This window comes from Sulfuricurvum sp., assembly GCF_023229695.1.
Lineage (GTDB): Bacteria > Campylobacterota > Campylobacteria > Campylobacterales > Sulfurimonadaceae > Sulfuricurvum.
In genome coordinates this window covers 179,789-200,551 of sequence record NZ_JALNYS010000001.1, presented here as the reverse complement: position 1 = coordinate 200,551, position 20,763 = coordinate 179,789, and the positions used below count along the sequence as shown (strand labels likewise).

22 protein-coding genes are annotated in these 20,763 nt (G+C 47.5%); 4 read left to right on the top strand and 18 right to left on the bottom strand.

From position 1 onward, the window contains the following. Positions 1-63 precede the first annotated feature (63 nt). The 10 genes from M0P91_RS01080 to M0P91_RS01035 form a co-directional block, all read right to left on the bottom strand. Positions 64-465, bottom strand: a complete 402-nt coding sequence (locus tag M0P91_RS01080; RefSeq protein ID WP_295063251.1) for a HepT-like ribonuclease domain-containing protein — start codon at positions 463-465, stop codon at positions 64-66. Beyond that, entirely contained in the window at positions 434-868 is a 435-nt protein-coding gene (locus M0P91_RS01075; RefSeq protein ID WP_295063248.1) for a nucleotidyltransferase family protein, read from the bottom strand. Before M0P91_RS01075 ends, M0P91_RS01080 begins: the two co-directional genes overlap by 32 nt. Before the next feature lie 7 nt (positions 869-875). Further along, positions 876-2,669 (bottom strand): ATP-dependent DNA helicase RecG, encoded by a 1,794-nt coding sequence (gene recG / locus M0P91_RS01070; RefSeq protein WP_295063245.1) that lies wholly within the window; start codon positions 2,667-2,669, stop codon positions 876-878. Between the two features lie 131 nt (positions 2,670-2,800). Next, positions 2,801-4,087, bottom strand: a complete 1,287-nt coding sequence (locus tag M0P91_RS01065; RefSeq protein ID WP_295063242.1) for a pitrilysin family protein — start codon at positions 4,085-4,087, stop codon at positions 2,801-2,803. Continuing rightward, positions 4,084-5,217: a dehypoxanthine futalosine cyclase gene (locus M0P91_RS01060; protein ID WP_295063240.1), complete on the bottom strand. Its 1,134-nt coding sequence runs from the start codon at positions 5,215-5,217 to the stop codon at positions 4,084-4,086. The genes M0P91_RS01065 and M0P91_RS01060 overlap by 4 nt, the downstream gene beginning before the upstream one ends. Before the next feature lie 6 nt (positions 5,218-5,223). Further along, positions 5,224-5,622 (bottom strand): transcription antitermination factor NusB, encoded by a 399-nt coding sequence (gene nusB / locus M0P91_RS01055; RefSeq protein ID WP_295063238.1) that lies wholly within the window; start codon positions 5,620-5,622, stop codon positions 5,224-5,226. Next, entirely contained in the window at positions 5,622-6,089 is a 468-nt protein-coding gene (gene ribH, locus M0P91_RS01050) for a 6,7-dimethyl-8-ribityllumazine synthase (protein WP_295063236.1), read from the bottom strand. Before ribH ends, nusB begins: the two co-directional genes overlap by 1 nt. 108 nt (positions 6,090-6,197) lie before the next feature. After that, positions 6,198-6,992, bottom strand: coding sequence for a 3-deoxy-8-phosphooctulonate synthase (kdsA, locus tag M0P91_RS01045; protein WP_295063234.1), 795 nt, complete (start codon positions 6,990-6,992; stop codon positions 6,198-6,200). Positions 6,993-7,053: 61 nt separating this feature from the next. Then, a complete protein-coding gene (locus tag M0P91_RS01040) occupies positions 7,054-8,199 on the bottom strand; it encodes an aminoacetone oxidase family FAD-binding enzyme (protein WP_295063232.1) in 1,146 nt (381 codons plus the stop codon). 1 nt (position 8,200) lies between these two features. Continuing rightward, positions 8,201-8,770, bottom strand: a complete 570-nt coding sequence (locus M0P91_RS01035) for a hypothetical protein (protein ID WP_295063229.1) — start codon at positions 8,768-8,770, stop codon at positions 8,201-8,203. 62 nt (positions 8,771-8,832) lie between these two features. Between M0P91_RS01035 and rimO the strand changes: the two genes are divergently transcribed. Both rimO and tilS read left to right on the top strand, forming a co-directional pair. Beyond that, positions 8,833-10,149 (top strand): 30S ribosomal protein S12 methylthiotransferase RimO, encoded by a 1,317-nt coding sequence (gene rimO / locus M0P91_RS01030; protein ID WP_295063226.1) that lies wholly within the window; start codon positions 8,833-8,835, stop codon positions 10,147-10,149. After that, positions 10,142-11,158 carry a tRNA lysidine(34) synthetase TilS gene (gene tilS / locus M0P91_RS01025; RefSeq protein WP_295063223.1) on the top strand — a complete coding sequence of 339 codons (1,017 nt, stop codon included), beginning with the start codon at positions 10,142-10,144 and terminating at the stop codon, positions 11,156-11,158. Before rimO ends, tilS begins: the two co-directional genes overlap by 8 nt. On the opposite strand, the gene lon is transcribed toward tilS, so the two are convergent. Continuing rightward, a complete protein-coding gene (lon, locus tag M0P91_RS01020; RefSeq protein ID WP_295063220.1) occupies positions 11,112-13,535 on the bottom strand; it encodes an endopeptidase La in 2,424 nt (807 codons plus the stop codon). The genes tilS and lon overlap by 47 nt on opposite strands. A gap of 271 nt (positions 13,536-13,806) precedes the next feature. Next, a complete protein-coding gene (gene bamD / locus M0P91_RS01015; RefSeq protein ID WP_295063217.1) occupies positions 13,807-14,541 on the bottom strand; it encodes an outer membrane protein assembly factor BamD in 735 nt (244 codons plus the stop codon). A 204-nt stretch (positions 14,542-14,745) separates the two neighbouring features. On the opposite strand from bamD, the gene fliW reads away from it, so the two are divergent. After that, positions 14,746-15,135, top strand: a complete 390-nt coding sequence (fliW, locus tag M0P91_RS01010; protein ID WP_295063214.1) for a flagellar assembly protein FliW — start codon at positions 14,746-14,748, stop codon at positions 15,133-15,135. Then, positions 15,128-15,889, top strand: coding sequence for a pyrroline-5-carboxylate reductase (locus M0P91_RS01005; protein ID WP_295063211.1), 762 nt, complete (start codon positions 15,128-15,130; stop codon positions 15,887-15,889). The genes fliW and M0P91_RS01005 overlap by 8 nt, the downstream gene beginning before the upstream one ends. Here the strand turns inward: M0P91_RS01005 and M0P91_RS01000 are convergent. The 6 genes from M0P91_RS01000 to miaB are packed head-to-tail and all read right to left on the bottom strand — an operon-like array spanning position 15,886 to position 20,697. Beyond that, the gene (locus M0P91_RS01000) at positions 15,886-16,416 is read right to left on the bottom strand and encodes a hypothetical protein (protein WP_295063208.1); all 531 of its coding nucleotides are present in this window, start codon (positions 16,414-16,416) and stop codon (positions 15,886-15,888) included. The two genes, M0P91_RS01005 and M0P91_RS01000, sit on opposite strands and share 4 nt — an antisense overlap. Then, on the bottom strand, positions 16,413-16,940 hold the full coding sequence (locus tag M0P91_RS00995; protein ID WP_295063205.1) for a hypothetical protein: 528 nt from the start codon (positions 16,938-16,940) through the stop codon (positions 16,413-16,415). Before M0P91_RS00995 ends, M0P91_RS01000 begins: the two co-directional genes overlap by 4 nt. Continuing rightward, a complete protein-coding gene (locus M0P91_RS00990; RefSeq protein ID WP_295063202.1) occupies positions 16,937-17,965 on the bottom strand; it encodes a hypothetical protein in 1,029 nt (342 codons plus the stop codon). Before M0P91_RS00990 ends, M0P91_RS00995 begins: the two co-directional genes overlap by 4 nt. Further along, positions 17,941-18,780 (bottom strand): tyrosine-type recombinase/integrase, encoded by an 840-nt coding sequence (locus tag M0P91_RS00985; RefSeq protein ID WP_295063199.1) that lies wholly within the window; start codon positions 18,778-18,780, stop codon positions 17,941-17,943. Before M0P91_RS00985 ends, M0P91_RS00990 begins: the two co-directional genes overlap by 25 nt. Continuing rightward, positions 18,777-19,403 (bottom strand): lysophospholipid acyltransferase family protein, encoded by a 627-nt coding sequence (locus M0P91_RS00980; protein WP_295063196.1) that lies wholly within the window; start codon positions 19,401-19,403, stop codon positions 18,777-18,779. The genes M0P91_RS00985 and M0P91_RS00980 overlap by 4 nt, the downstream gene beginning before the upstream one ends. After that, a complete protein-coding gene (gene miaB / locus M0P91_RS00975; protein ID WP_295063193.1) occupies positions 19,396-20,697 on the bottom strand; it encodes a tRNA (N6-isopentenyl adenosine(37)-C2)-methylthiotransferase MiaB in 1,302 nt (433 codons plus the stop codon). Before miaB ends, M0P91_RS00980 begins: the two co-directional genes overlap by 8 nt. Positions 20,698-20,763 lie beyond the last annotated feature (66 nt).

The window sequence follows — 20,763 nt, the reverse complement described above, 5'->3', positions numbered from 1 at the left end:
ACTCCCTAAGACTGAAGCCTGCCCCTAAGGGGGCAGAAAAATTTATTCCCCCTATCGGGGAAGTTATTCCATCACGCTTTTTTGAATCTGTCTCGCAAACTCTCTAAAATCTTCCAAATACTCTAAAAAATCAATCAATTTGAGATTATCGATAACCGCATATTCATGAACCAATAAATTGCGTAAACCTATCATCCGTATCGTTTTATCCGCTATTATTGCGTCAATGTATTCTTTATTTGCCAACGCACCGATACACTCAGCGTAGCTTTTTGGATGGGCGAGATTGTAGTGCGAAGTTACTTTGCAGGCGACATCGATGATAATTTGTATTGATTCGAATAAGCCGTAACGAACCTCCCATTCCGTCCGTTTTGTGGGTAAATGACCGTTTAACTCTTCTTTGATCGTTTCCAGGAGGATTAAATTATCACTAAGCTGTTTTAATTTTTCCAAAATTTCCATGCTGCAACTCCTCGATCAATTTTTCATTTTGCGTTCTGAGTATCGGTTCAAAATCAAAATATTCCAAATAACTGCGGGTTTTAAATGCCTCATAAAGCTGAGTATCATGACATATAACGATTTCATGCATACCCGTAATATTGTAAGCCAATAAAGGATTTTTAGAGGGAAGCCCATTCAAAACCACCAAATCAATACGATGATCCGTAGCACTTTCCAATTCAGCCACAATTTTCCCGATCATCATAAGATCCGGTTCATTCTTGAAACCTATAGCAAGATCGATATCACTATCAAAACGCGTATTCCCCCTAACCTGTGATCCGAATAAAAGGAGAATCCGAATCTCATCATATTGACCCGCTACACTTTGCACTGCTTCTATTAAATGTGAATTTTTCATCACATCATTATACCTTATTCAACCACACCTTGACCTCTTTCACCACCGCTTCGTCTTCTCCCGTATCGACCCACCGGAATTTTTGACCGCTTTGGACTCTCCCCTCCAACAGATCACCGCTTCGCCGAAATTTTAGATCGAGTGCGGCGATCTCAAACCCGCTCATACAGCGGCTGAACGACTCCAACCGTTCGTTTTTTCCCGCCGTATTGGTATACAGATAGCAGTATCCCTGTAATCCCGTCCGGCTCACGCGTCCTCGCAATTGATGAAGCGTCGAGAGTCCCAGCCGCTCTGCACCGACGATAATAACGGTGGAGAGGCGCGGAAGGGAGATCCCCACTTCCACGACCGTCGTGGCGAGGAGAATAGAGCCTTGGGTGCGAAATTCGAGTAATACCGACTCTTTCTCCTTGTCCCGTCCGTGGGTTACGTAGACATTCTCAAACTTGCTCTCCCAAAATCCCCGTGCTTCGTCGATGCTTTGGTAATTGATACTCTCGCTTTGCTCCACCAGAGGATAGACGATCAACACCTGATGCTCCTGAGCAATCTCGGAACGGATATGTTCCAGAAGGCGAGAGAAATCCGGTTTACGGATGATCTGCGTTGCTATATTTTTCGTATAAGGGGTTTGAACGATCAAACTGACATCAATGTGAGCCGAATCGATCATCGCCTGGGTGCGGGGGATCGGCGTGGCCGAAAACTGTAAAAAATGGGGTGGAGTGTCATTGTCGGTCAATTTAGAGAGGGCGTGGCGCTGCGCGGTACCGAAACGGTGCTGTTCATCCACCATGACCAATCCCGCTTCGGGAAGATCCCGATGCAAAAGGGCATGGGTTCCGATGATAAAATCAAAGCCCTCTAGGGACCCTTTTTTCGTCGCGTTGGTCACCAGGGCAATATTCAGACCGGGGAGGAATTTTTGGGCCTCTTCGTAAAGCTGCGCCGCTAAAATCGTCGTCGGTGCCATCAGAATGGAGCGGTAGGGGTGCATCATAACGGCCGAAGCCAGTATCACCATCGTTTTTCCCGAACCGACGTCCCCCATAATCATACGGCGGGCGGCACTCCCCCCATTCAGATCTTTTTGGACCGATTCAATCGCACGCAACTGATCCTCGGTCAACGTAAACGGAAGGGTTTGAATCCACCGCTTTACATCCCCCGCCGCACGGTAACGGGTCGGATGAAACCTCCGTTTGAGACTTAAACGGCGCATATAATCAAAAAGCTCGGCAAATTTAAGGGCATGCAGCTGCCGTTCATTAAGGGGGGATACAAGTGTCGGAAAATGGATCGCACACAGTTCACGCGCCAACGGCTCAGGGATCCCCTCTTCCATCAGGATCTCCGGTTTCATATACTTCTCCACCGTTCTACGCATCACATCAGCGCGTAAAGGTGTCTTATAGATGGGGACGATTGAGCCTACCGCACTGATCTTCAGCGGATGGATCACCTGCCACCGTCCCTGCTCCAGCACCGCTTTAGCGCTGTAAAAACCCCTCTCCCCTTGGGTAAACTGATGGATCATATAGGGTTTTGGATGAAAAATGATCCCCTCAATCGTCTCTTCCAACGTATGGGCAAAAAATGTGATTTTGAGGGTTTTGGGGGTACGGACCACCTTCTCTACGGTCGCATCGATCACGCAAGAGGCATTATGGGTGAGGTGAGTACTTAGGCGGCGGTCTTCGAATGATGCGGGGGCAATAAGAGAGAGCTCGATGACGCTGCCGATTCCCAATCGGCGGAATTTATCGGCCTCTTCAGACGAGAGTACAGATTGTTTCATGCAATTTTCCTCGGGATTCTTCAAAGCGCGGTTTACTGCGCGCGGGCTTCCTGCCGAAGGCAAAGTGCCCTCCGGGTGAAACTCAGCGTTAGCGTAGCCAACGGGGCTTTGCTCCGGTGGCGTAATGCAATTTATTTCGTCACAATGGCATAACTGAGATTGCGGATCTCACCATGGCGTTTAATAAAATCGTTCAGCTCATCCAAGGTAAGTCCGCGAATCAGTTCGAGTTCCTGAAGCGTATAGCCCAAAGGTTTACCCTGATAATATTCACTGAAAGTACGTCCCAACCGTTGGGAAAGGGTCTCGACACGGAGCGGTTCGGAACCCAGTAAAAATTTTCGGGCCTGATCGAGTTCATTTTGCGTCACCCCGTCACGGACAAAGGTATCGATCACTTCGACAACCGTTTTTTTCGCCTCGGCCTGCGATTCCAGTTTGGTTTGGAGGTATCCGCTGAAATAGGTGTGCGTTTTGGCAACACTCAGACGTGAATAAGCCGAATAGGCAAGTCCCCGTTTGACCCGGATCTCTTCCATCAAACGGCTTCCGAAACCGCTGGTTCCCAGAATAAACATCGCGACGCGTGCTTTATAATATTCAAGATCCCCTTCGCGCATATCAAACGGTGAACCGAAATAGAGATAAGCTTGTTCCGTATTCGGACGTTTAAGCAGCGACTCTTTGGGTGTTGTACGCGGATCGTAATGACGTTCACCACCTCTCTTGCCTGCCGACAAAGAGGCCAGAAGTGTACTCACTTTTTGTTTTGCCTGATCCACACTGATATCACCGCCGATAACAATCAGAGCATTCGAGAGGACAAGATGGCTTGAGGCAAATTTTCGGACATCCTCAAGGGTAATTTTATGAATACTTTTTTTCGTCCCTATGTTGGGGATCGCTATCGGAGTCCCCTCAAACACCACCGCTTTGAGCTCATCGGAAGCGACACTGTCAAAATCGGCCTCTTTGCGGGAAATTTCACTTAGCGTCATGGTTTTGACTTTATCCAGTGATTTTGACGTGAAATTGGGTTCGCGCAGCTGTTCGTCCAAAAGGGATAACCCTTGATCGAACTCCTCTTTAAGCGTTCCGAGTTCAATGACAAAAGTTTCATTTCCGGCGGTTGCGCTTAACTGAATCGCACGTGCATCCAATGCATCGGCAAAGCCTACGGCCCCTTTTTTCAACGATCCTTCATTGAGCATTTTAGCGGTACATTTGGCCAGACCGCCTATTTTACCTTCGTCAATACTTCCGCTTCCGGTAAAGATGATCTGTACCGATACGATAGGGAGACGTTTCTCCTCTTCAAAAATAAAAGGGATTTTGACACCCTTTACCTCAATAAAATCCAATGTACTTGCCATAGCCAATTGCCCTAAAAATAAAATGGTTACTAAAAGCCGATTCATACTACGGCATCCGAACTTCTGCCCCGAACGGGGCTGGCTTCAGTGCCAAAGCGACTAGCATAGTCCGATGGGCTTTGCTCATCGGGCGTAAAAATTTCTAATAGATCGTAAGCCGTATTACGGATCGCCGGTATCTCACCGATATCACGGATAAGACGAACCATTTCATCTTTTGCCATTCGAAACCCCGCCCCAGCGCTTCGGACGACATTCTCTTCCATCATCGTCGAACCCAGGTCGTTTGCACCGTAGAGCAGTGCCATCTGACCGATATACGGCCCCTGTGTCACCCATGAGCTCTGAATATTGGGGAAATTGTCCAAAAAGAGGCGCGAAACGGCTAAAAGACGTAAATAGCGGTTGGAAGATTGCTTCTCGATTTCAGGGTGTTCTTCCATCAATTGAGTATTCAACCCCTGAAACGACCACATGATAAAGGCACGAAAACCGCCCGTCTCATCCTGAAGATCCCGGATCAGATTCCAGTGTTCGATAATCTCTTCATCGGTCTCTACCGTCCCGTACATCATTGTCGCGGTCGATTTTATCCCCAGTTTATGTGCTTGGCGATGGACGTCGATCCACACCTCGCTGTCTATTTTTTTGGGGGCGATGATATCGCGCACCCGGTCGCTGAGGATCTCAGCCCCCGCACCGGGTATCGAAGCAAGCCCCTTCGCGTGAAGGCGTGAGAGACACTCTTGAATCGTAATATGGGAGACTTTTGCGATAAAATCGAGTTCGATCGCCGAAAAGCCGTGAATCGTCACCGTAGGGTATTTGGTATGGATATGTTCGACGAGATCTTCATACCATTCGATTTTCAGCTTCGGATGGACACCCCCTTGAAATAAGATCTGGGTTCCGCCGATTTCGAGGAGCTCGTCAATCTTTTGATCGATCTCGTCAAACGTAAGCACATACGCGTCTTCGTCTTTTCCGTGACGGTAGAAGGCGCAGAATTTGCAATCAACCCAGCAGACGTTCGTGTAGTTGATATTGCGATCCACAATGAACGTCGTGATCCCATCGGGGTGAAGCTCTTTTTTCCGGACTGTTGCCATTTTTCCGAGTTCTTTGAGATCAGTGTGGCGGATCAGCTCAAGCGCCTGTTCTTTAGAGAGTCTCATAAGCGGTTACTTGTCTCTGGCGATCGCGTCAAGGACGCCGTTAATGAATTTAGGCGATTGCTCGCTTCCGAATGCTTTCATCACTTCGATCGCTTCATTGATAATGACGGCCGAATCGAGTTCGCCGAACATGATCTCATAGGCACCCAACCGGAGGGTCGCCCGCTCAATCGAACCAAGACGGTCAAAATCCCAGTCTTTAAGATGTTTTTCGATCGCTTCGTCCACTTTACTCAGATGCTCGGTCACCCCTTTAAACAGATCAAGGGCAAAATCACGCTGCTTGTTACGGATTTTTTTCTCTTCGAGGATCTCGTCACTGAAATCGGCAATACTCTGGTTTCCCAAATCGTACGCATACAAAAGGCTGACAACGGCCATACGGGCTTGATGACGCGTTGCCATTATCCGATTTCCTCATAAAGATCTAACATCTCGATCACAACCGTCATCGCTTCGAACCCTTTATTCCCCGCCTTCGTACCGGCACGCTCAATCGCCTGCTCGATCGTGTCAGTCGTCAAAAGTCCGAAAGAGACCGGTTTTTTGTGTTTCAAACTGACCGTTGCGATCCCTTTGGTCGCTTCGGCGGAAACGTAATCGAAATGGGGAGTCGAACCGCGAATGACAGCACCCAATGCGCACACGGCGTCATATTTGCCGCTGCTGAGGAGCTGCTCGATCACCATCGGAAGCTCGAATGCGCCGGGAGCCAAAACATGGGTCAGTTCATCAGCGTTTCCGCCGTGTCGTGCATACGCATCTTTCGCCCCTTCAACAAGTCGATCAACGATAAAATGGTTCCAACGCGTACTGACGATGGCTACTCTTTTATCCGTACGAACACGAAGTTGTCCTTCGATTAACTTCATAAAAAATCCTTTTTTATTGCATTACACTATCGGAACACGTCCTGATAGACTACGTTAACACTGGGTTCACCTCGGCGGTGTGCCCAATACACCAAATGTTCTTTTTTATTATTTTATCGCATCAAGCTGCAATAATTTTTCGCTGAGTTCTTCCAGTTGTTCTAATTTTAGCATATTCGGACCGTCACTCAAAGCGCAAATCGGATCAAAATGGGTTTCGAAGAAAAATCCGTCCACCCCGACTGCGGCTGCAGCGCGGGCCAAATGAGGAACCATTGAGCTATCCCCTCCTGTTTTTCCGGTGCCGGTACCGGGCATCTGGACCGAATGGGTCGCATCAAAAATTACGGGGGCAAACTGACGCATGATGACGAGGGAGCGCATATCGACGACCAGATTACCGTATCCGAAAGAGGATCCACGTTCACACAGCAATACGCCGTGCTTTAGGGATGCTTCGTAACTGAGTTCATCGCATCCGCGTGTTTTGAGCACTTTCATCACCGAGTATTGCATATCACCCGGGGTCATAAACTGCCCTTTTTTGATATTGACGATCTTGTCGGTTTTCCCCGCCGCCACCAGCAGATCGGTCTGTCGGCACAAAAATGCGGGAATCTGGATCATATCGATCACTTCGGCCGCGATAGGGACCTGATAGCTCTCGTGAACGTCGGTAACGATCTTGTAGCCGAAATCCTCTTTCACTTTTTGGAGAATTCGAAGCCCCTCTTCCAAACCCGGCCCACGGTAGCTCTCCAGTGACGTGCGGTTGGCTTTGTCAAAACTCGATTTAAAATAAAAATCAAAGCGCGGATCGTTATGATAACGCTCCAATGACTTGGCAATTTTAAAAATGGATTCTTCGCTCTCGATGACACACGGTCCGGCTAATAATATCATCCGTACTCCTATGAGTTAATAGCGGTATTGTACTTAGATAACATTAAAATCCCTTACAGTGTTATCCAACCATTGCCGCAGAACAAACAACAGCAGAGCTAAAGGCCCACTGAAAATTATACCCACCCAGTTCTCCGGTCACATCGACCGTCTCTCCGATAAAATAGAGCCCTTTTACCCGGCGGCTTTGCATCGTAGCGGGGTCAATCTCTTCGCACGCCACTCCCCCCCGGCACGCTTCCGCTTTACTCAAGCCAAACGTCCCGGACGGTGCCATAGCGTAATTACGGATCAGTGCAAGCTTTTCCCTCTCCTGCGGCGTCAAACGGTTGCACGGTTTATCTTCAAGACCGATCGCTTCCAAAAACGATTTCATAAACCGTTTCGGCAACGGCAATGCGGTGCTGATGAGTTTTTTCTCTTGTATCAGCGTATTCAGATCAAAATCGGGACAAAAATCGATCACGATCTCACCGCGATGCCAATACAGCGATGCCGAGAGGACGACCAAACCGCTAATCCCCTTGTGTGCAAATAAAAAATCTTCGTCCACTATTTTTTCCGCAACGCGGATACGGGCCGGGAAACTGATTCCGCTGAGCTCTTTCATCCAGAACTCTTTGCTCTGGAGGGTAAGTCCGACCAGTGCGGGGGAAAACGGAACTGTTTTAAGACCGTAACGTTGGGCAATTTTGAGGCCGATATCGGTGGCTCCGAGCTCTTTATAGCTTGCTCCTCCGGTTGCGACGACCACTTTAGCGGCCTGAAATTCCCCTTTGTCGGTTGTCACCGTAAAAGGGGAATTTCCCTCTACACTGAGGATTTTATGGCCCAGCAGCAGATCGCACCCCTTTGCCCTTCCTATCAGGATCGAAATAATTTCGTCGCTGCTTTTGGGACAAAAATAGTATCGCTCTTTACGTATCACGGGACGTAACCCGCCACGGTAGAAATACTCCAGCAGCTTCTCTTTGGGAAAAACCTCCAATGCATAGGAAACAAGCGCCTCATCCCCAAGATAATGGGTGGCATCCACTTTTACATTGGTAAGATTGCATTTCCCCCCGCCGGAAGCTTTTAGCTTCAAAGCGGGGCGGGAATTGCCTTCAATGATCGCTATTTTTAGAGCGCTGTTTTCCCGAAGCTGTGCGGCACACATCAATCCGGCTGCACCCGCTCCAAGGATGATCACATCGTAAGCTTTCATCTCAACGCTTTACCAGCCGAAGCGCCAGCGCCGTTGTCAGCAATGAAATGGCGAGAATGTGTTCCAAACCCAGCACCCGATATCCCGTCAAAAGATGAATGATGATCAGAACAATCCCCAGATAGATCAGACGGTACCATGCCTTGATCCACGGAGCTAACGCCAAAACGACCAATGCCGCCATCCCCGCTATCAAAAATGGATGGGTAACCGACAACCGGCTCAAAAGCGCGGGTGAAAAACCGTGGGATGCGAAAAAGAGCCCCAGATGCAAAAATGCATACCCCACCGCAAACCCTCCTAGCAGTTTCTTGAACGGAACAAAATCAAACCGGACAAAGGTACGCAAAGGGGTAATCCAGAATGCCGCAACAAATAGCCACAGAGAACTGAGCCCCGCCAGTTTGGAGAGGTAATAGAGACGGTGCGACGGATGGGGAAATGAAAACCCGAATGCCGCTTCGAGACTCACGCGGAGCGACTCGAACCACGCCATCTCCCACCCGTCCAGAAAAATCGCACTCATGAGGGCAAATGGAACCAATGCCAAAAATATCAGAACTATACGCATGATGAAAGTGTAGCCAAAAAATGATTGGCTATAATTAGACAATAATTAATGCAAGGCTTTTTATGTCCAAAAAACTTCACATTGTCTCTCTCGGGTGTACCAAAAATCTCGTCGACACCGAAGTGATGCTGGGGCGGCTCAAAAATTACGAGATGACCCAGACGTCCGAAGAGGCCGATGTCATCATCGTCAACACCTGCGGTTTCATCGATGCGGCCAAACAAGAGTCGCTTAACACGGTTCTGAGTCTCGATGCCGGACGCAAAAAAGATTCGGTTCTCGTCATGGCGGGTTGTCTCTCCGAACGGTACAAAGAGGAACTCTCCAAGGAGCTCAGCGAAGTCGATATTTTTACCGGTGTCGGCGATTACGACAAAATAGACGAACTCCTCGCCGCCAAACAAAGCCGTTTCAGCCCCGAAGTCTATCTGATCGACGGTGCCGAGAGGGTCGTGACGGGATCCACCTATCACGCCTACATCAAACTCTCCGAAGGGTGCAATCAACAATGCAGTTTCTGCGCCATCCCTTCGTTTAAAGGGAAACTCCACTCACGCGATTTAGAGAGTATCGCAAAAGAGGTCGAAGGGCTTGTCGCGAAAGGATATGTCGATTTCAGCTTCGTCTCCCAGGATTCGAGTTCGTACCTACGCGATCAAAATATCCAAGACGGGCTTATCCACCTCATCAAACGGATCGAACTAATCGACGGCGTCAAAAGTGCCCGGATCCTCTATCTCTACCCCTCGACCACAACGCTGAAACTGATTAAAACAATCGGCGATTCAAAAGTGTTCCATAACTACTTTGACATGCCGATCCAACACATCAACGATGAAATGTTGAAAATCATGAAACGGGGATTCGGTAAAGATAAAACGCTGGAACTGCTGAATGCAATGAAAGCATTGCCCTCCTCGTTTATCCGTACCAGCTTTATCGTCGGTCATCCGCAGGAAAGCGAAGCCATGTTTGACGAGATGGCAGAGTTCGCGGGCAGTTTCGGATTTGATCGCCTCAATGTCTTCAGCTACTCCGACGAAGAGGGGACAAGCGCCTACACGATGGAAGAGAAAATCGCCCCAAAAATCATCAATGCCCGCGCTAAAAAACTGGGAAAAATCGCTTCGAGCGTTGAAGAAACAAGCCTTCAGAAACTGGTTGGTCACGAAATTGCCATCGTTATCGACGGGATGAGCGACGAACACGAATACCTCCTTAGCGCACGTGCCCTACTCTGGGCACCGGACGTAGACGGAGAGATCTATGTCAACGACCGTGAGATTGAAGGTGAACTCACTTTCGGAAAAATCTACCGCGCCCGCATCACCGAGATTGCCGAAAAACGGCCGCTGGCGACCGTTACGGGCGATGCTTAATCTTCTCCATCTCGATCGTTTAAAAGAGGGGAGAGTTCTCCTCGCCTTCTCCGGCGGGGTCGATTCGAGCGCCCTCTTCCATCTCCTCATAGACAATCACATCGCATTTGATATCGCCCACGTTAATTATCACACCCGTGACACGAGTGACGCCGAAGAGCAAAGTGCTAAGGCACTTGCCGCACATCATGGGCTTACATGCTATACCCACTCATGCCGATTGGGTGAAACCAATTTCGAACACCGCGCCCGTGAGGAGCGATACACATTTTTTGATTATCTGATGAAAAAACACCGCTACACCTATCTCCTCACTGCCCATCAGCTCAACGATCGGCTTGAGTGGCTGATGATGCAGCTTTGCCGGGGTTCCGGACTGCCCGAAATATTGGGGATCCGTTCACACGATCGACGCGACGAAATAGAGATTTTACGTCCTCTATTGGAATGGGATCGCGAATCAATCGAAGGGTATCTGCGCGAGCGCCGTATCTCTCACCACATCGATGAGAGCAATGCCGATGAGCGTTATACCCGAAACTTTTTTCGTCATCGCTACAGCGCTCCGATGATGCGCGACTACCGTGATGCCATCCGTCGAAGTTTTCGCTATCTCGAAGAGGACAACCAATCACTGATAGAAGCAATGGAATTTAACCCCTCGGAAGAACTCTTCTATGCCAAAAATCCTTCGAATATCCGTTCATTGGTATATGGAATTGACACTTTTTTTAAAAACAGAGGGTATCTCCTCAGCCAACATGATAAAGAGGGACTGAAAAAAGGGGGAGAGCATATCATAGGGCGTCATACGGTCGTATCGATCGAACGCGAGTATACGTTTATCGCTCCGTATGAGCAAAATGTGGTAATGGACAAAGGGTTTCGGGAAGAGTGCCGAGGATTAAAGATTGCTTCAAAACTTCGAGGGTACCTCTATGGTGCCCCTGAAGCCATGAGTATTATCCGTCGATTAAAAGGCGCTCCAACACCTCTTCGATCCGACTGACGCCGACAATCTCGACAGAAGCTTTCACCTCATCGGGGATATCGCTCAAATCACGCTCATAGTTTTTCTGCGGTATCAGGGCCAGCTTCATCCCCGCACGATGTGCAGCAATCAGCTTCTCTTTAAGCCCGCCGATCGGTAGAACGTTTCCGGTCAAAGAGACCTCCCCGGTCATTGCAATATCGGCACGTACTTTTTTATCGGTAAGGATCGAGGCAATCACCGTCGTCATCGCGATTCCCGCACTCGGGCCGTCTTTGGGAGTAGCTCCGTCAGGTACATGGATGTGCAGATCGAAGCGCTTATACACTTCACTCGCTTCAGGTACCGTATTGTTTTCGCGCTCCGTCACGGTTGTCGGGATAATCGCATGGTCCACGACAATCTTTCCGCTGTCGATAAGGGTTTTAACGACGGAAAGGGCGATACGTGCCGATTCTTTCATCACATCTCCCAAACTTCCGGTCAACTGCAAATTGCCTTTGCCGTTAATCCGTATCGCTTCGATTTTCAATACGTCGCCCCCTACGGATGTCCATGCCAAACCGTTCACTACCCCTATACGGTCCACGTGATCGGTTCTTTCAATCTCAAAAACGGTTTTTTCCAAAAACTCTTTCAGATTTTTCAAACTGACGTTTACTTTTTGCGTCTTCGAATCTTCCAGTATCTTTTTCGCCGCTTTACGGACAATATCGGCAATACGACGGCGAAGATTACGGACACCCGCTTCACGGGTGTGTTTCTCGATCACATCGGCCAATGCCGTTTTCGAGATCGCCAGTTCGGAGGGTTTTAATCCATGTTTTTTCAGCTCCTGAGGGATCAGATACTGTTTGGCAATCTGGAACTTCTCCTGCGGCGTATACGAGCTGACCATGATAAACTCCATCCGGTCGCGTAACGGCCCGGGAATCTGCCCCACATCGTTTGCCGTCGCGATAAAAATCGCTTTGGAGAGGTCGAGATTAAAATTGAGATAATAATCCCTAAAGTGGGTATTTTGTTCCGGATCCAAAATTTCAAGGAGAACGGCAGTCGGATCCCCCCGGTTCGATTTTGCCACTTTGTCAATCTCGTCGAGAACAATGACCGGATTCATTTTTTTGGCCTCGATTACCCCTTGGACAATTCGGCCGGGCATCGCGCCGATATAGGTACGGCGGTGTCCCCGTAATTCATTGACGTCTTCGAGTCCCCCCAGCGCGATCCGAACCAACGGACGCTTAAGGGCCGTAGCGATCGAATTCGCCAGTGACGTTTTACCGACCCCCGGAGGGCCCGCAAAACAAAGAATCGCTCCGCGCCCCTCTTTATCGGCATGCCCTCTGAGTTCAAGGAGCTCTTTGACCGAAAAATATTCCAATATCCGTTCTTTCGGTTTTTTAAGGGAGAAATGGTCTTTGTTAAGCTGATTCTCGACATCGTGCACGTTTAAAGCTTTTTTCGCCTCTTCCCCGTACGGAATATCCAACACCCATTCCAAATAGGTCTGAATCATCCCCGCATCGGCACTGTCCGGATGCATCCGCGCAAAACGCTCCAGTTGCTTATTGATCTCTTTGTAGGCATCGGGATGCATTTTCTCTTTTTTGGCATCCAGTTTTTTACGGAACTCTTCGATCTCTTCGTCCCGATGGGTATCGGTCCCGAGCTCTTTTTGAATCTGCTTGAGCTGCTCTTTGAGGAAGTACTCTTTATTCACTTTCTCAATACGGGTATGCACTTTGGAACGGATCTCTTTTTGGAGCTTCGACGCTTCGGTCTCCTCGATCAGTTCATCGATCAGCATCAAAAACCGTTTTTCGGGATCTTTCTCAATGAAAAGGGTATAAGCATTCTCTTTTTTAATCTTAATCGAGCTACAGATGAGATCCACAATACGGTTGTATTCGTGATTCTCCTCAATGGTACGGAGTAAATCGGGGGGAAAATAATTGCTTACCTGCGATAAAGTGCGTACTTTTTCACGAAGTACTTCCAAAATCGCATCCATTTTTAGCGCATTCACACTATCGGACTGAATAATATCGACATGCGCCCGTAACGGATTCTCATGCACCATATGCTGGATTCGTCCTCTTGCTAGTCCCTGAAAGAGTACTTTTATACGCCCGTCCGGCAAAACAACCTTTCGCATAATCGAACCGATAACGCCGGCATCATAAACAGCATCCCCTTCACGCTGCCCTTCATGTTCAGGCTTGACGGGGCAGACTATGACAAGTGAGTTGTGCTCAATCGCTTCGGCAGCCGCCGCAATATTTTTCTCATCGTTTAAAAAAAGCGGTGAAATCATAAACGGATATAAAAAAAGCTCATCTTCCGCAATAACCGGCAAATCGGCAGGAAAAGAGTTGTAATTACTAAGTTGCATGTATCCAAATCCTTATAGATTAAAGTTCTTTCATAACTGATGTTACACACTTTCCGGGCAGAGCCCGGAAAGTGGCAGGGGACAAATTGTCCCCTGCACCCCCCTGAAGCTACCCGCATCTTTCGGATGCGGGAGATTACTACCCTTTAGACAAGATGCGTAAGGTCAGTTCTTAACTCATTTTTTAACGCACCGGAGAGATGCTGGGATGCCGCTTGCATCAACAAAATGATGCAAAAATGTTCGACACCTTTCATTTCTCGTTCGAAAATTATTCCTTTGAAACGTCCGAAGTAGCATTATCATCCATCGATACCACACTGCGTGTTTTAGGGATCATAAAGGCATACCAGCTGCTGGTGCCGTCTCCCTCAAAGATCGCACGATACCATGGAACTTCCGGTGAAACAATCTCTTTGGGATCGATCCATGTTACCGGGGCAATCGAACGATAAGCGGCAGCCCCCTTAGGTTTATCCAAACGTTCGTACAGTTGTGCAATCTGTTCGTTCAGTACCCCTTTTGCAAGGTGCAATTGTGTTTCCATGCTGTTGATGATCGGCATGTAGGCCGAACGGGGATAGAGCGTTTTAAACGTATTAACCCCTTTGAGGGTCTCATCAATCAATCCCTGATCCCGCCCCGGATTCGGCAATGCCAGAAATTTGGATTTAATTTTCAAAAATTCGGCATATTCCCGACCTTCGGGAGTCGCATAGCGACGGATATATTCATTTAAAAAATGTTCGGCAAGCAAATACTCTTCATGTGCCATATGTGCCTGCGCCATGATCATCGTCGCCTCAGGCAAAAACGGTGAGCTGACATGTTCACTTTGCAATGAACTATACGCGCTATCACCCTTTTCGAGACTTCCGTTTGAAACGGCAGTCACCATTTTATCGTACCAGTAATCGGCAGGCTTGTTAAACTCTTCCACCTCTTTAGCGCACCCGCTAAAAAAAAGGATAACCGCTGCGACTACCGTCCATGATCGAATCATCATTCAAATTCCATTATTTTAATTTCTGCTTTTTCTAAAGACACCCATACGTGCCGTTTCGGCACGTGCGGTCAAAGCGATTTCATCCCTTTGACGTTCAAAAGTTAGAGCTATTTTACCAAAAAGAGATTAAACACGACTACAAGACGTTGAAACTTTTAGATTGATGTGTTAAAATCTGGCTAATTCTTAAGAAGAGAGGTAATTATGCAGTTTGATTTAAAACTTCCGCTGCTCGGTTTCGAATCAGTGAGCAAAATGGAACTTCAAAAAATAGATGATATTTTTATGCGGCTTGAAAGTATCGGTGAAGGTCCGTCGTTTACCCTTGTCAACCCGTTTGCCTTACGTGAATACTCATTTGATATCCCCAGTTCCCTGCAAGCATTGATGGAAATCACCTCTGAAAGTAATATTCTAATCTACAATATACTTATACTCCACACACCGATTGAAGACTCCACGATTAATTTTGTCGCTCCTCTCATTTTCAATACCGATAATCAGACAATGGCCCAAATTATTATCGATAATCGTGCCGATTTTTCCATTACCGATCCTATCCGCAACTATTTGTCAGTGAATACGAATGACTAAACTAATCACCTTCGTCGGTAACGGAAAAATGGCGCTTGCCCTCGCGAAAGGGCTGGTAGAGACCCATCCGATTGAAGTGATCGGGCGGAGTGATATGGCTCTGAAACGGTTTGAAGATGCGTTGGGTTCGCCCATCAAAAAGACCCTCTATTCGGATGCCGACATCATGGGCAAAACCCTTTTTTTATGCGTCAAACCCTACAACTTACCTGAAATCACCCCTTATCTAAAAGGGAGAGCCCGCGTCCTTTATTCGGTACTGGCAGGGACAACCCTAAACTCTCTTCAAGCCATACCGGCAGAACATACGGTTCGTGCGATGCCGAATCTTGCCGCTGAAGTAGGGATGTCGATGACCTCTCTGGTCGGGGATATTAACGTCAGTACCGAGGCAATCGCCCTTTTTGGCGCTATCGGTAAAACACTATGGCTATCCAGCGAAAAAGAACTCGATATTGCCACCTCCCTTGCCGGAAGCGGCCCTGCCTATCTTGCCCTCATAGCCGAAGCTTTATGTGACGGTGCGGTACGGGAGGGGCTAAAACGAGACGATGCCATGGAGCTGATGCGAGGACTTTTCGGAGGGTTTGGCAGCCTGATTCAGACTATCCATCCCGCACTCCTTAAAGACAATGTCATGAGTCCCGGCGGAACAACCGCAGCCGGTTACGGCGCTCTTGAAAAATCGGGGGTACGTGAGGGGTGCATGGAAGCGATCCGTCTCGCTCATGAAAAAGCCAAGGGGATGCGTTAAGTTTTCTCTTTTTTACCCGTTTTTGGATTGTTGTGTACTTTCATCGTGAAACTGGAGCGGATCTTATCCCCGTCTCTTTCGAAATAGACCGGGAAATTGACACCGATAATCCAGTCGCTTTTATTAACGCTCTCCAAGAAATGGTAAAAGCTTTGGGGAGAAGTGATCTTGGAGGTCGCATTCACCTCATAGACTTTAAACATCCCATCCTCCGAACGTGCCGTGACTTCCGTTAGATAAAGATCCTGAAACTCTTTTTTGTTCAGTTTGGTAAAACGCTCCGCATTAAAAGGGGTCCTAAATGCGCTAATGATATGGCGATTAGCCCCTTTCAACTCTTCCAGCCTATCGCGTGCCTGATTGTAATCGCGTTGTGCACGTTCAAGAGACTGCATCTCTTTTTTACTCTCCAACCTAAGGGTTCGATACTCTTTCCCTTTGGGAATGAGTAGCAAAAACGAGAACAGGAGAACAACGAGCAAAAGGGTCAACGAAAGCAGTATCATCACAATGGTTTGGCGGCTCATTCTACCCCTTTTGTTTCATTCTCATCATCCAGATAATTCGATGAAACAAAACGATACCAACCGTTTTCAATCGGATAAAAGCTGGTGTAGGTACGGTGGAATATTGAGCGTAGCGGTGCATGAAGCATGTATTCGTACGTATCTTTGTTCGGTGTCATTCCATACAAGATCAGAGATTTCTCATCCAATTGCGCACGCGAGAGGGTAACGCTGTCGGGAACAAGATCAAAGAGGTTACGGATACTCTCTTTCATCACCGTATTATCCGTCGTCACCTGTTCCGCTATTTTTGCTTTAGCATCAATCTGAACGATTTGATCTTCAATAAGATGGGCAGCATGCTTCAATCCGTCGGTTTTCTGAGCAATCGACGCCCGTTCCCGATGGAAATCGTACGTTTTATAAAATAAAAACAGATACGCCCCTACCAACATCATAATCGTAACGGCAAAGAAAAAAAGGACCATCCGCAATTCCGTACCGATGAGGCGTTTGGGACGCGGAGCAATAAAACTGTGTTTCATAGCCCCTCTTCCTCAATCTGAGAAAGTGCGATCACTACATCGCCAAGCTCGATCTTCCGAATCATCACGCTCAAAAACAGTTCCTCTTCCAGGAAGCGTTTGAGCTCTGCACCGCTACCGTAAGCATCGGCAATATAAACCTTCTCAACAAAACGGTTATGGCAGTGCTCTCCGGCATAAAATTGCGATAACGTCTTCTGAATCAGTTCGAACCGGCGATAATCTTTGTTAAACCGGTCCATCTGCTCTTTCATCTCTCTTCCGTTCGCTTCATGGACCGGCTGCTCCTCTGAGGTCTGGATATCTTCACTAAATTCGACAATATCCTCAAGTGCGTCCAAATCCTCGATATCGCTTAAATCGTCAAGATCATCAATAATGTCCAAATCATCCAAACTCTCTATATCGTCAAGACGGATCCCGTGCTCTTCCTCCTCGTGCATAATATCTATGTCAAAAGAGACAGGAACTTCTTCCGTCATTCGAGAAGGGTTCATCGGGTAATGATGGGCAAATTCGAGTCTCCCTTTCTCAAAAAACGCTACCGAAAACGAATCTTTTTGGGCCAACGCATAAAGGGCGAAATCCCCCCCTATCTTGTCGGCAAAAAATTGTTCAATGACCGAAAAAGGGGAAAAAATAAAATCCAGACCTACACGATCATACCGATTTTTCAGAAATTCAATCTCCCGTACCGAAGCGTAGATCATCCACTTTTGATTTCGGCACAACGAAACGGCCCCTTCTTTATTGACATCGAGTAACGAGCACCCCTCAATTGCCCCCTGATTTGAATCCGGATTGAGGATTGAGATGTAATACAGTGCAGAACGTTCGATAAATTTTCGAATGTAGGCAAACAATACGGCAGTAGGCTCCGGATCATCAAAGTATCTATGCTCTTTGTACAAAAGCTTTTTGTTTTTCACCCCTACAATGATTACATCACACCCCTTCTCTTCGGGGATCAGAGCAACGTGGATTTTCTGATAAAACTGTTTTAACACGTAGTATCTCTTGCGCATAACGGGTGCGATTTAAGGTAATGATCCATTTTCAGCGCGTTTCCCAATTTGGTATAAATCTGTGTAGTCGCCATGCTTTCATGCCCGAGTAATTCACTAACATCGGCAATCCTGGCTTGATTATTTAATAATTCCGTCGCGTAGGCATGCCGCAATTGGTGTGGAGTCACTTTTAACCCCACCTCTTTAAATGCCTTGGTAATGGTATATCTTAGACTATTTTCGCTTAATTTTTTACCTTTTTCCTCAAAAACAAATTCCTGCACCGGATATCTCTGATGATAGTGTCCGATCATCGTATAAACCGGTTCCAACAGGGGCAAATCACGCTCTTTGGCCCCTTTCCCGACAACCCGGCACCATCTTGCCGAGATATTGTCTACCCGCAAATGGGTCAACTCGGATATTCGAAGTCCCAGAGTATAAAGGAGGGTAATGGCCAAAGCAGCCGTCGGATCGGCATGTTTCAGCGCATGAAGAATATGTTCATGTCCGATCGGCTTAGGGAGGGTTTTGGGGACTTTTACACTCTCGTCCCCCTTTAATTCAATCGTTTCATCATGCTGCTGAAGGTATTTCATAAAACTTCTAATCGCACTCAACTTTCTAGAAATCGTTTTCGGACTCTGCAAAGCGATACGCAAGCGTAGCGGCATAAGATTGATCTCTTTTGCATCAAGATCGATTTCAGCCCATTGCAGCATCTCATTAATCGACTCGTCGTAACTGGCAATCGTCAGTGCCGAGTACCCTTTAAACCCGTCAAGGTATTTCAAAAACTCCTCTTTTTTACGCATCAAGGCAATTGCGCTCATGGGATGGCATGGATCATTAATGCTTTCCGGACAACCTCTTTGGCTTCATCGATCCCAAGCCCTTCCAGATTAATCGGTTCGGAAGCGTAAAAGTCAAGTCTCCCGAACGGTTTGGGAATAACAAATCGATCCCAGCTTGAGAGTTGCCAATACGACGACGGAAGACAATGAAAAACAATCACTTTTGCATGACGTTTTTGTGCCATCACCACAACTCCCTCACTCACCTCATAGCGCGGCCCTTTCGGACCGTCTGGGGTAATACCGATATCGTATCCTTCCGTAAGGGACTTAAGGGCTTGAATGAGGACTTTGGCACCCCCGCGCGTTGTGGAGCCCCGTATCGTTCCCAGTTTAAATTTATGCATGGTTTCGGCGATGATTTGCCCATCAAAATGTTCACTAATCAGTACATTTACTTTTGGAATAATACGAAATTTGGAGTAAAGATAAGGCTGCATCAACAAATCAGAATGCCAGAAAGCAAAAATAAGGGGTTCTTGAGGAATCACGGTGGGGAGATGGAAACGTTTGCTGTTGCTCAGATACAAAAAACGTATCAGTAATGCCCCAAGGGAAGGGACAATCCATAAGGCAATGGTTCGAAGGATCTTTTTACGCAAGAATTTCTCCGTATTGTACGAGACGGGAAACCTCCGTAATTTTGACTTTTGCAATTTTTCCCAGCCACTCTTCGCACCCTTTAACCTTGATCATTACATTGTTGTCACTCCGCCCGGCAACATAACCGTCATTGCGAAGCTCTTCAAAATAGACCTCAACCTCTTTGCCCAGAAGGGTTGTTTTCATCTCATCGAGAATCGTATCCTGAAACGCCTGCAACCTACTCAACCGCTCTGATCCTACCTCAGAATCAACCGTATCGGTAAACCCTTCCGCTTCGGTAAGGGGACGCGGAGAGTATTTAAAACTAAAGACCTGTTCAAAACGGACCTCACGCATCACGTCCAGCGTCTCTTCGAAATCTTTATCGCTTTCACCCGGAAAAGCGACAATAATATCGGTACTGATACTGACGTCCGGAACCAGTTCGCGCAATTTTGCCGCACGATTTAAAAACCACTCTTTGGTATATCCCCGCTTCATCGCTTTGAGAATCTCACTCGATCCGCTTTGCAGCGGCATATGCATCGATTTGCAGATTTTCGGATTACGGGCAAACTCTTCGATAAATTCATCATCCATATGGAGAGGATGGGGCGAAGTAAACCGGATTCGCTCTACCCCCTCCACCGCACTCACCCGGCGCAGCAGTTCGGTAAAATTCATTTTCTCATGATTACCCGAAAAACGGCGACCGTAATTATTAACGTTTTGACCCAATAAAAAAATCTCTTTTACCCCATTCTGAGCCGCTTTACGCGCCTCGGCGACAATGAGATCGGCAGGGATGGAAATCTCATCCCCTCGTGTCTTGGGGACAATGCAAAACGTACATTGTTTATCGCATCCGATAGAAATGTTGATATAGGCCTTATAAGGGCTGGAGCGAAAATCCTTAAACGCGAATTGGGATTCATCATAATCGATCTCCACCTCCACCGCTTTATCACGGTGAAGGACCTCGCCGATTTTGGATACATTCCGCGCACCCAGAACAAAATTGACATAAGGGGCACGCTTAATGATCTCTTTGCCAAGATGGGATGCGGTACATCCGGAAACACCGATTTTTGCCCCCTCTTTTTTAAGCTTATTGAATACACCCAGTTCGGAAAAGAGTTTATGGACCGGTTTTTCACGGACAGAGCAGGTATTGATGAGGATTAGATCGGCTTCCCGCGCATCATCGGTCAGTTCATACCCCTCCTGAGCATTCAATTCGGCAATCATGTGCTCCGAGTCACGAACATTCATTGCGCACCCGAGCGTTTCGATAAAAAGTTTTTTGGACATTTAAGTTACCTTAATCCTTAAAAGACGACTCTCGTCATCCTCGGGCTTGACCCGGGGATCCATCCC

Excerpts from the sequence above, each read along its gene's own strand:
- M0P91_RS01035 (WP_295063229.1), bottom strand. The coding sequence starts at position 8,770 with ATGCGTATAGTTCTGATATTTTTGGCATTGGTTCCATTTGCCCTCATG.
- bamD (WP_295063217.1), bottom strand. The coding sequence starts at position 14,541 with ATGATGATTCGATCATGGACGGTAGTCGCAGCGGTTATCCTTTTTTTT.
- kdsA (WP_295063234.1), bottom strand. The coding sequence starts at position 6,992 with ATGATATTATTAGCCGGACCGTGTGTCATCGAGAGCGAAGAATCCATT.
- M0P91_RS01065 (WP_295063242.1), bottom strand. The coding sequence starts at position 4,087 with ATGAATCGGCTTTTAGTAACCATTTTATTTTTAGGGCAATTGGCTATG.
- fliW (WP_295063214.1), top strand. The coding sequence starts at position 14,746 with ATGCAGTTTGATTTAAAACTTCCGCTGCTCGGTTTCGAATCAGTGAGC.
- M0P91_RS00995 (WP_295063205.1), bottom strand. The coding sequence starts at position 16,940 with ATGAAACACAGTTTTATTGCTCCGCGTCCCAAACGCCTCATCGGTACG.
- M0P91_RS01060 (WP_295063240.1), bottom strand. The coding sequence starts at position 5,217 with ATGAGACTCTCTAAAGAACAGGCGCTTGAGCTGATCCGCCACACTGAT.
- M0P91_RS00990 (WP_295063202.1), bottom strand. The coding sequence starts at position 17,965 with ATGCGCAAGAGATACTACGTGTTAAAACAGTTTTATCAGAAAATCCAC.
- rimO (WP_295063226.1), top strand. The coding sequence starts at position 8,833 with ATGTCCAAAAAACTTCACATTGTCTCTCTCGGGTGTACCAAAAATCTC.
- M0P91_RS01000 (WP_295063208.1), bottom strand. The coding sequence starts at position 16,416 with ATGAGCCGCCAAACCATTGTGATGATACTGCTTTCGTTGACCCTTTTG.
- tilS (WP_295063223.1), top strand. The coding sequence starts at position 10,142 with ATGCTTAATCTTCTCCATCTCGATCGTTTAAAAGAGGGGAGAGTTCTC.
- M0P91_RS01040 (WP_295063232.1), bottom strand. The coding sequence starts at position 8,199 with ATGAAAGCTTACGATGTGATCATCCTTGGAGCGGGTGCAGCCGGATTG.
- nusB (WP_295063238.1), bottom strand. The coding sequence starts at position 5,622 with ATGGCAACGCGTCATCAAGCCCGTATGGCCGTTGTCAGCCTTTTGTAT.
- recG (WP_295063245.1), bottom strand. The coding sequence starts at position 2,669 with ATGAAACAATCTGTACTCTCGTCTGAAGAGGCCGATAAATTCCGCCGA.
- lon (WP_295063220.1), bottom strand. The coding sequence starts at position 13,535 with ATGCAACTTAGTAATTACAACTCTTTTCCTGCCGATTTGCCGGTTATT.
- M0P91_RS01075 (WP_295063248.1), bottom strand. The coding sequence starts at position 868 with ATGAAAAATTCACATTTAATAGAAGCAGTGCAAAGTGTAGCGGGTCAA.
- M0P91_RS01080 (WP_295063251.1), bottom strand. The coding sequence starts at position 465 with ATGGAAATTTTGGAAAAATTAAAACAGCTTAGTGATAATTTAATCCTC.
- miaB (WP_295063193.1), bottom strand. The coding sequence starts at position 20,697 with ATGTCCAAAAAACTTTTTATCGAAACGCTCGGGTGCGCAATGAATGTT.
- M0P91_RS01005 (WP_295063211.1), top strand. The coding sequence starts at position 15,128 with ATGACTAAACTAATCACCTTCGTCGGTAACGGAAAAATGGCGCTTGCC.
- M0P91_RS00985 (WP_295063199.1), bottom strand. The coding sequence starts at position 18,780 with ATGAGCGCAATTGCCTTGATGCGTAAAAAAGAGGAGTTTTTGAAATAC.
- ribH (WP_295063236.1), bottom strand. The coding sequence starts at position 6,089 with ATGAAGTTAATCGAAGGACAACTTCGTGTTCGTACGGATAAAAGAGTA.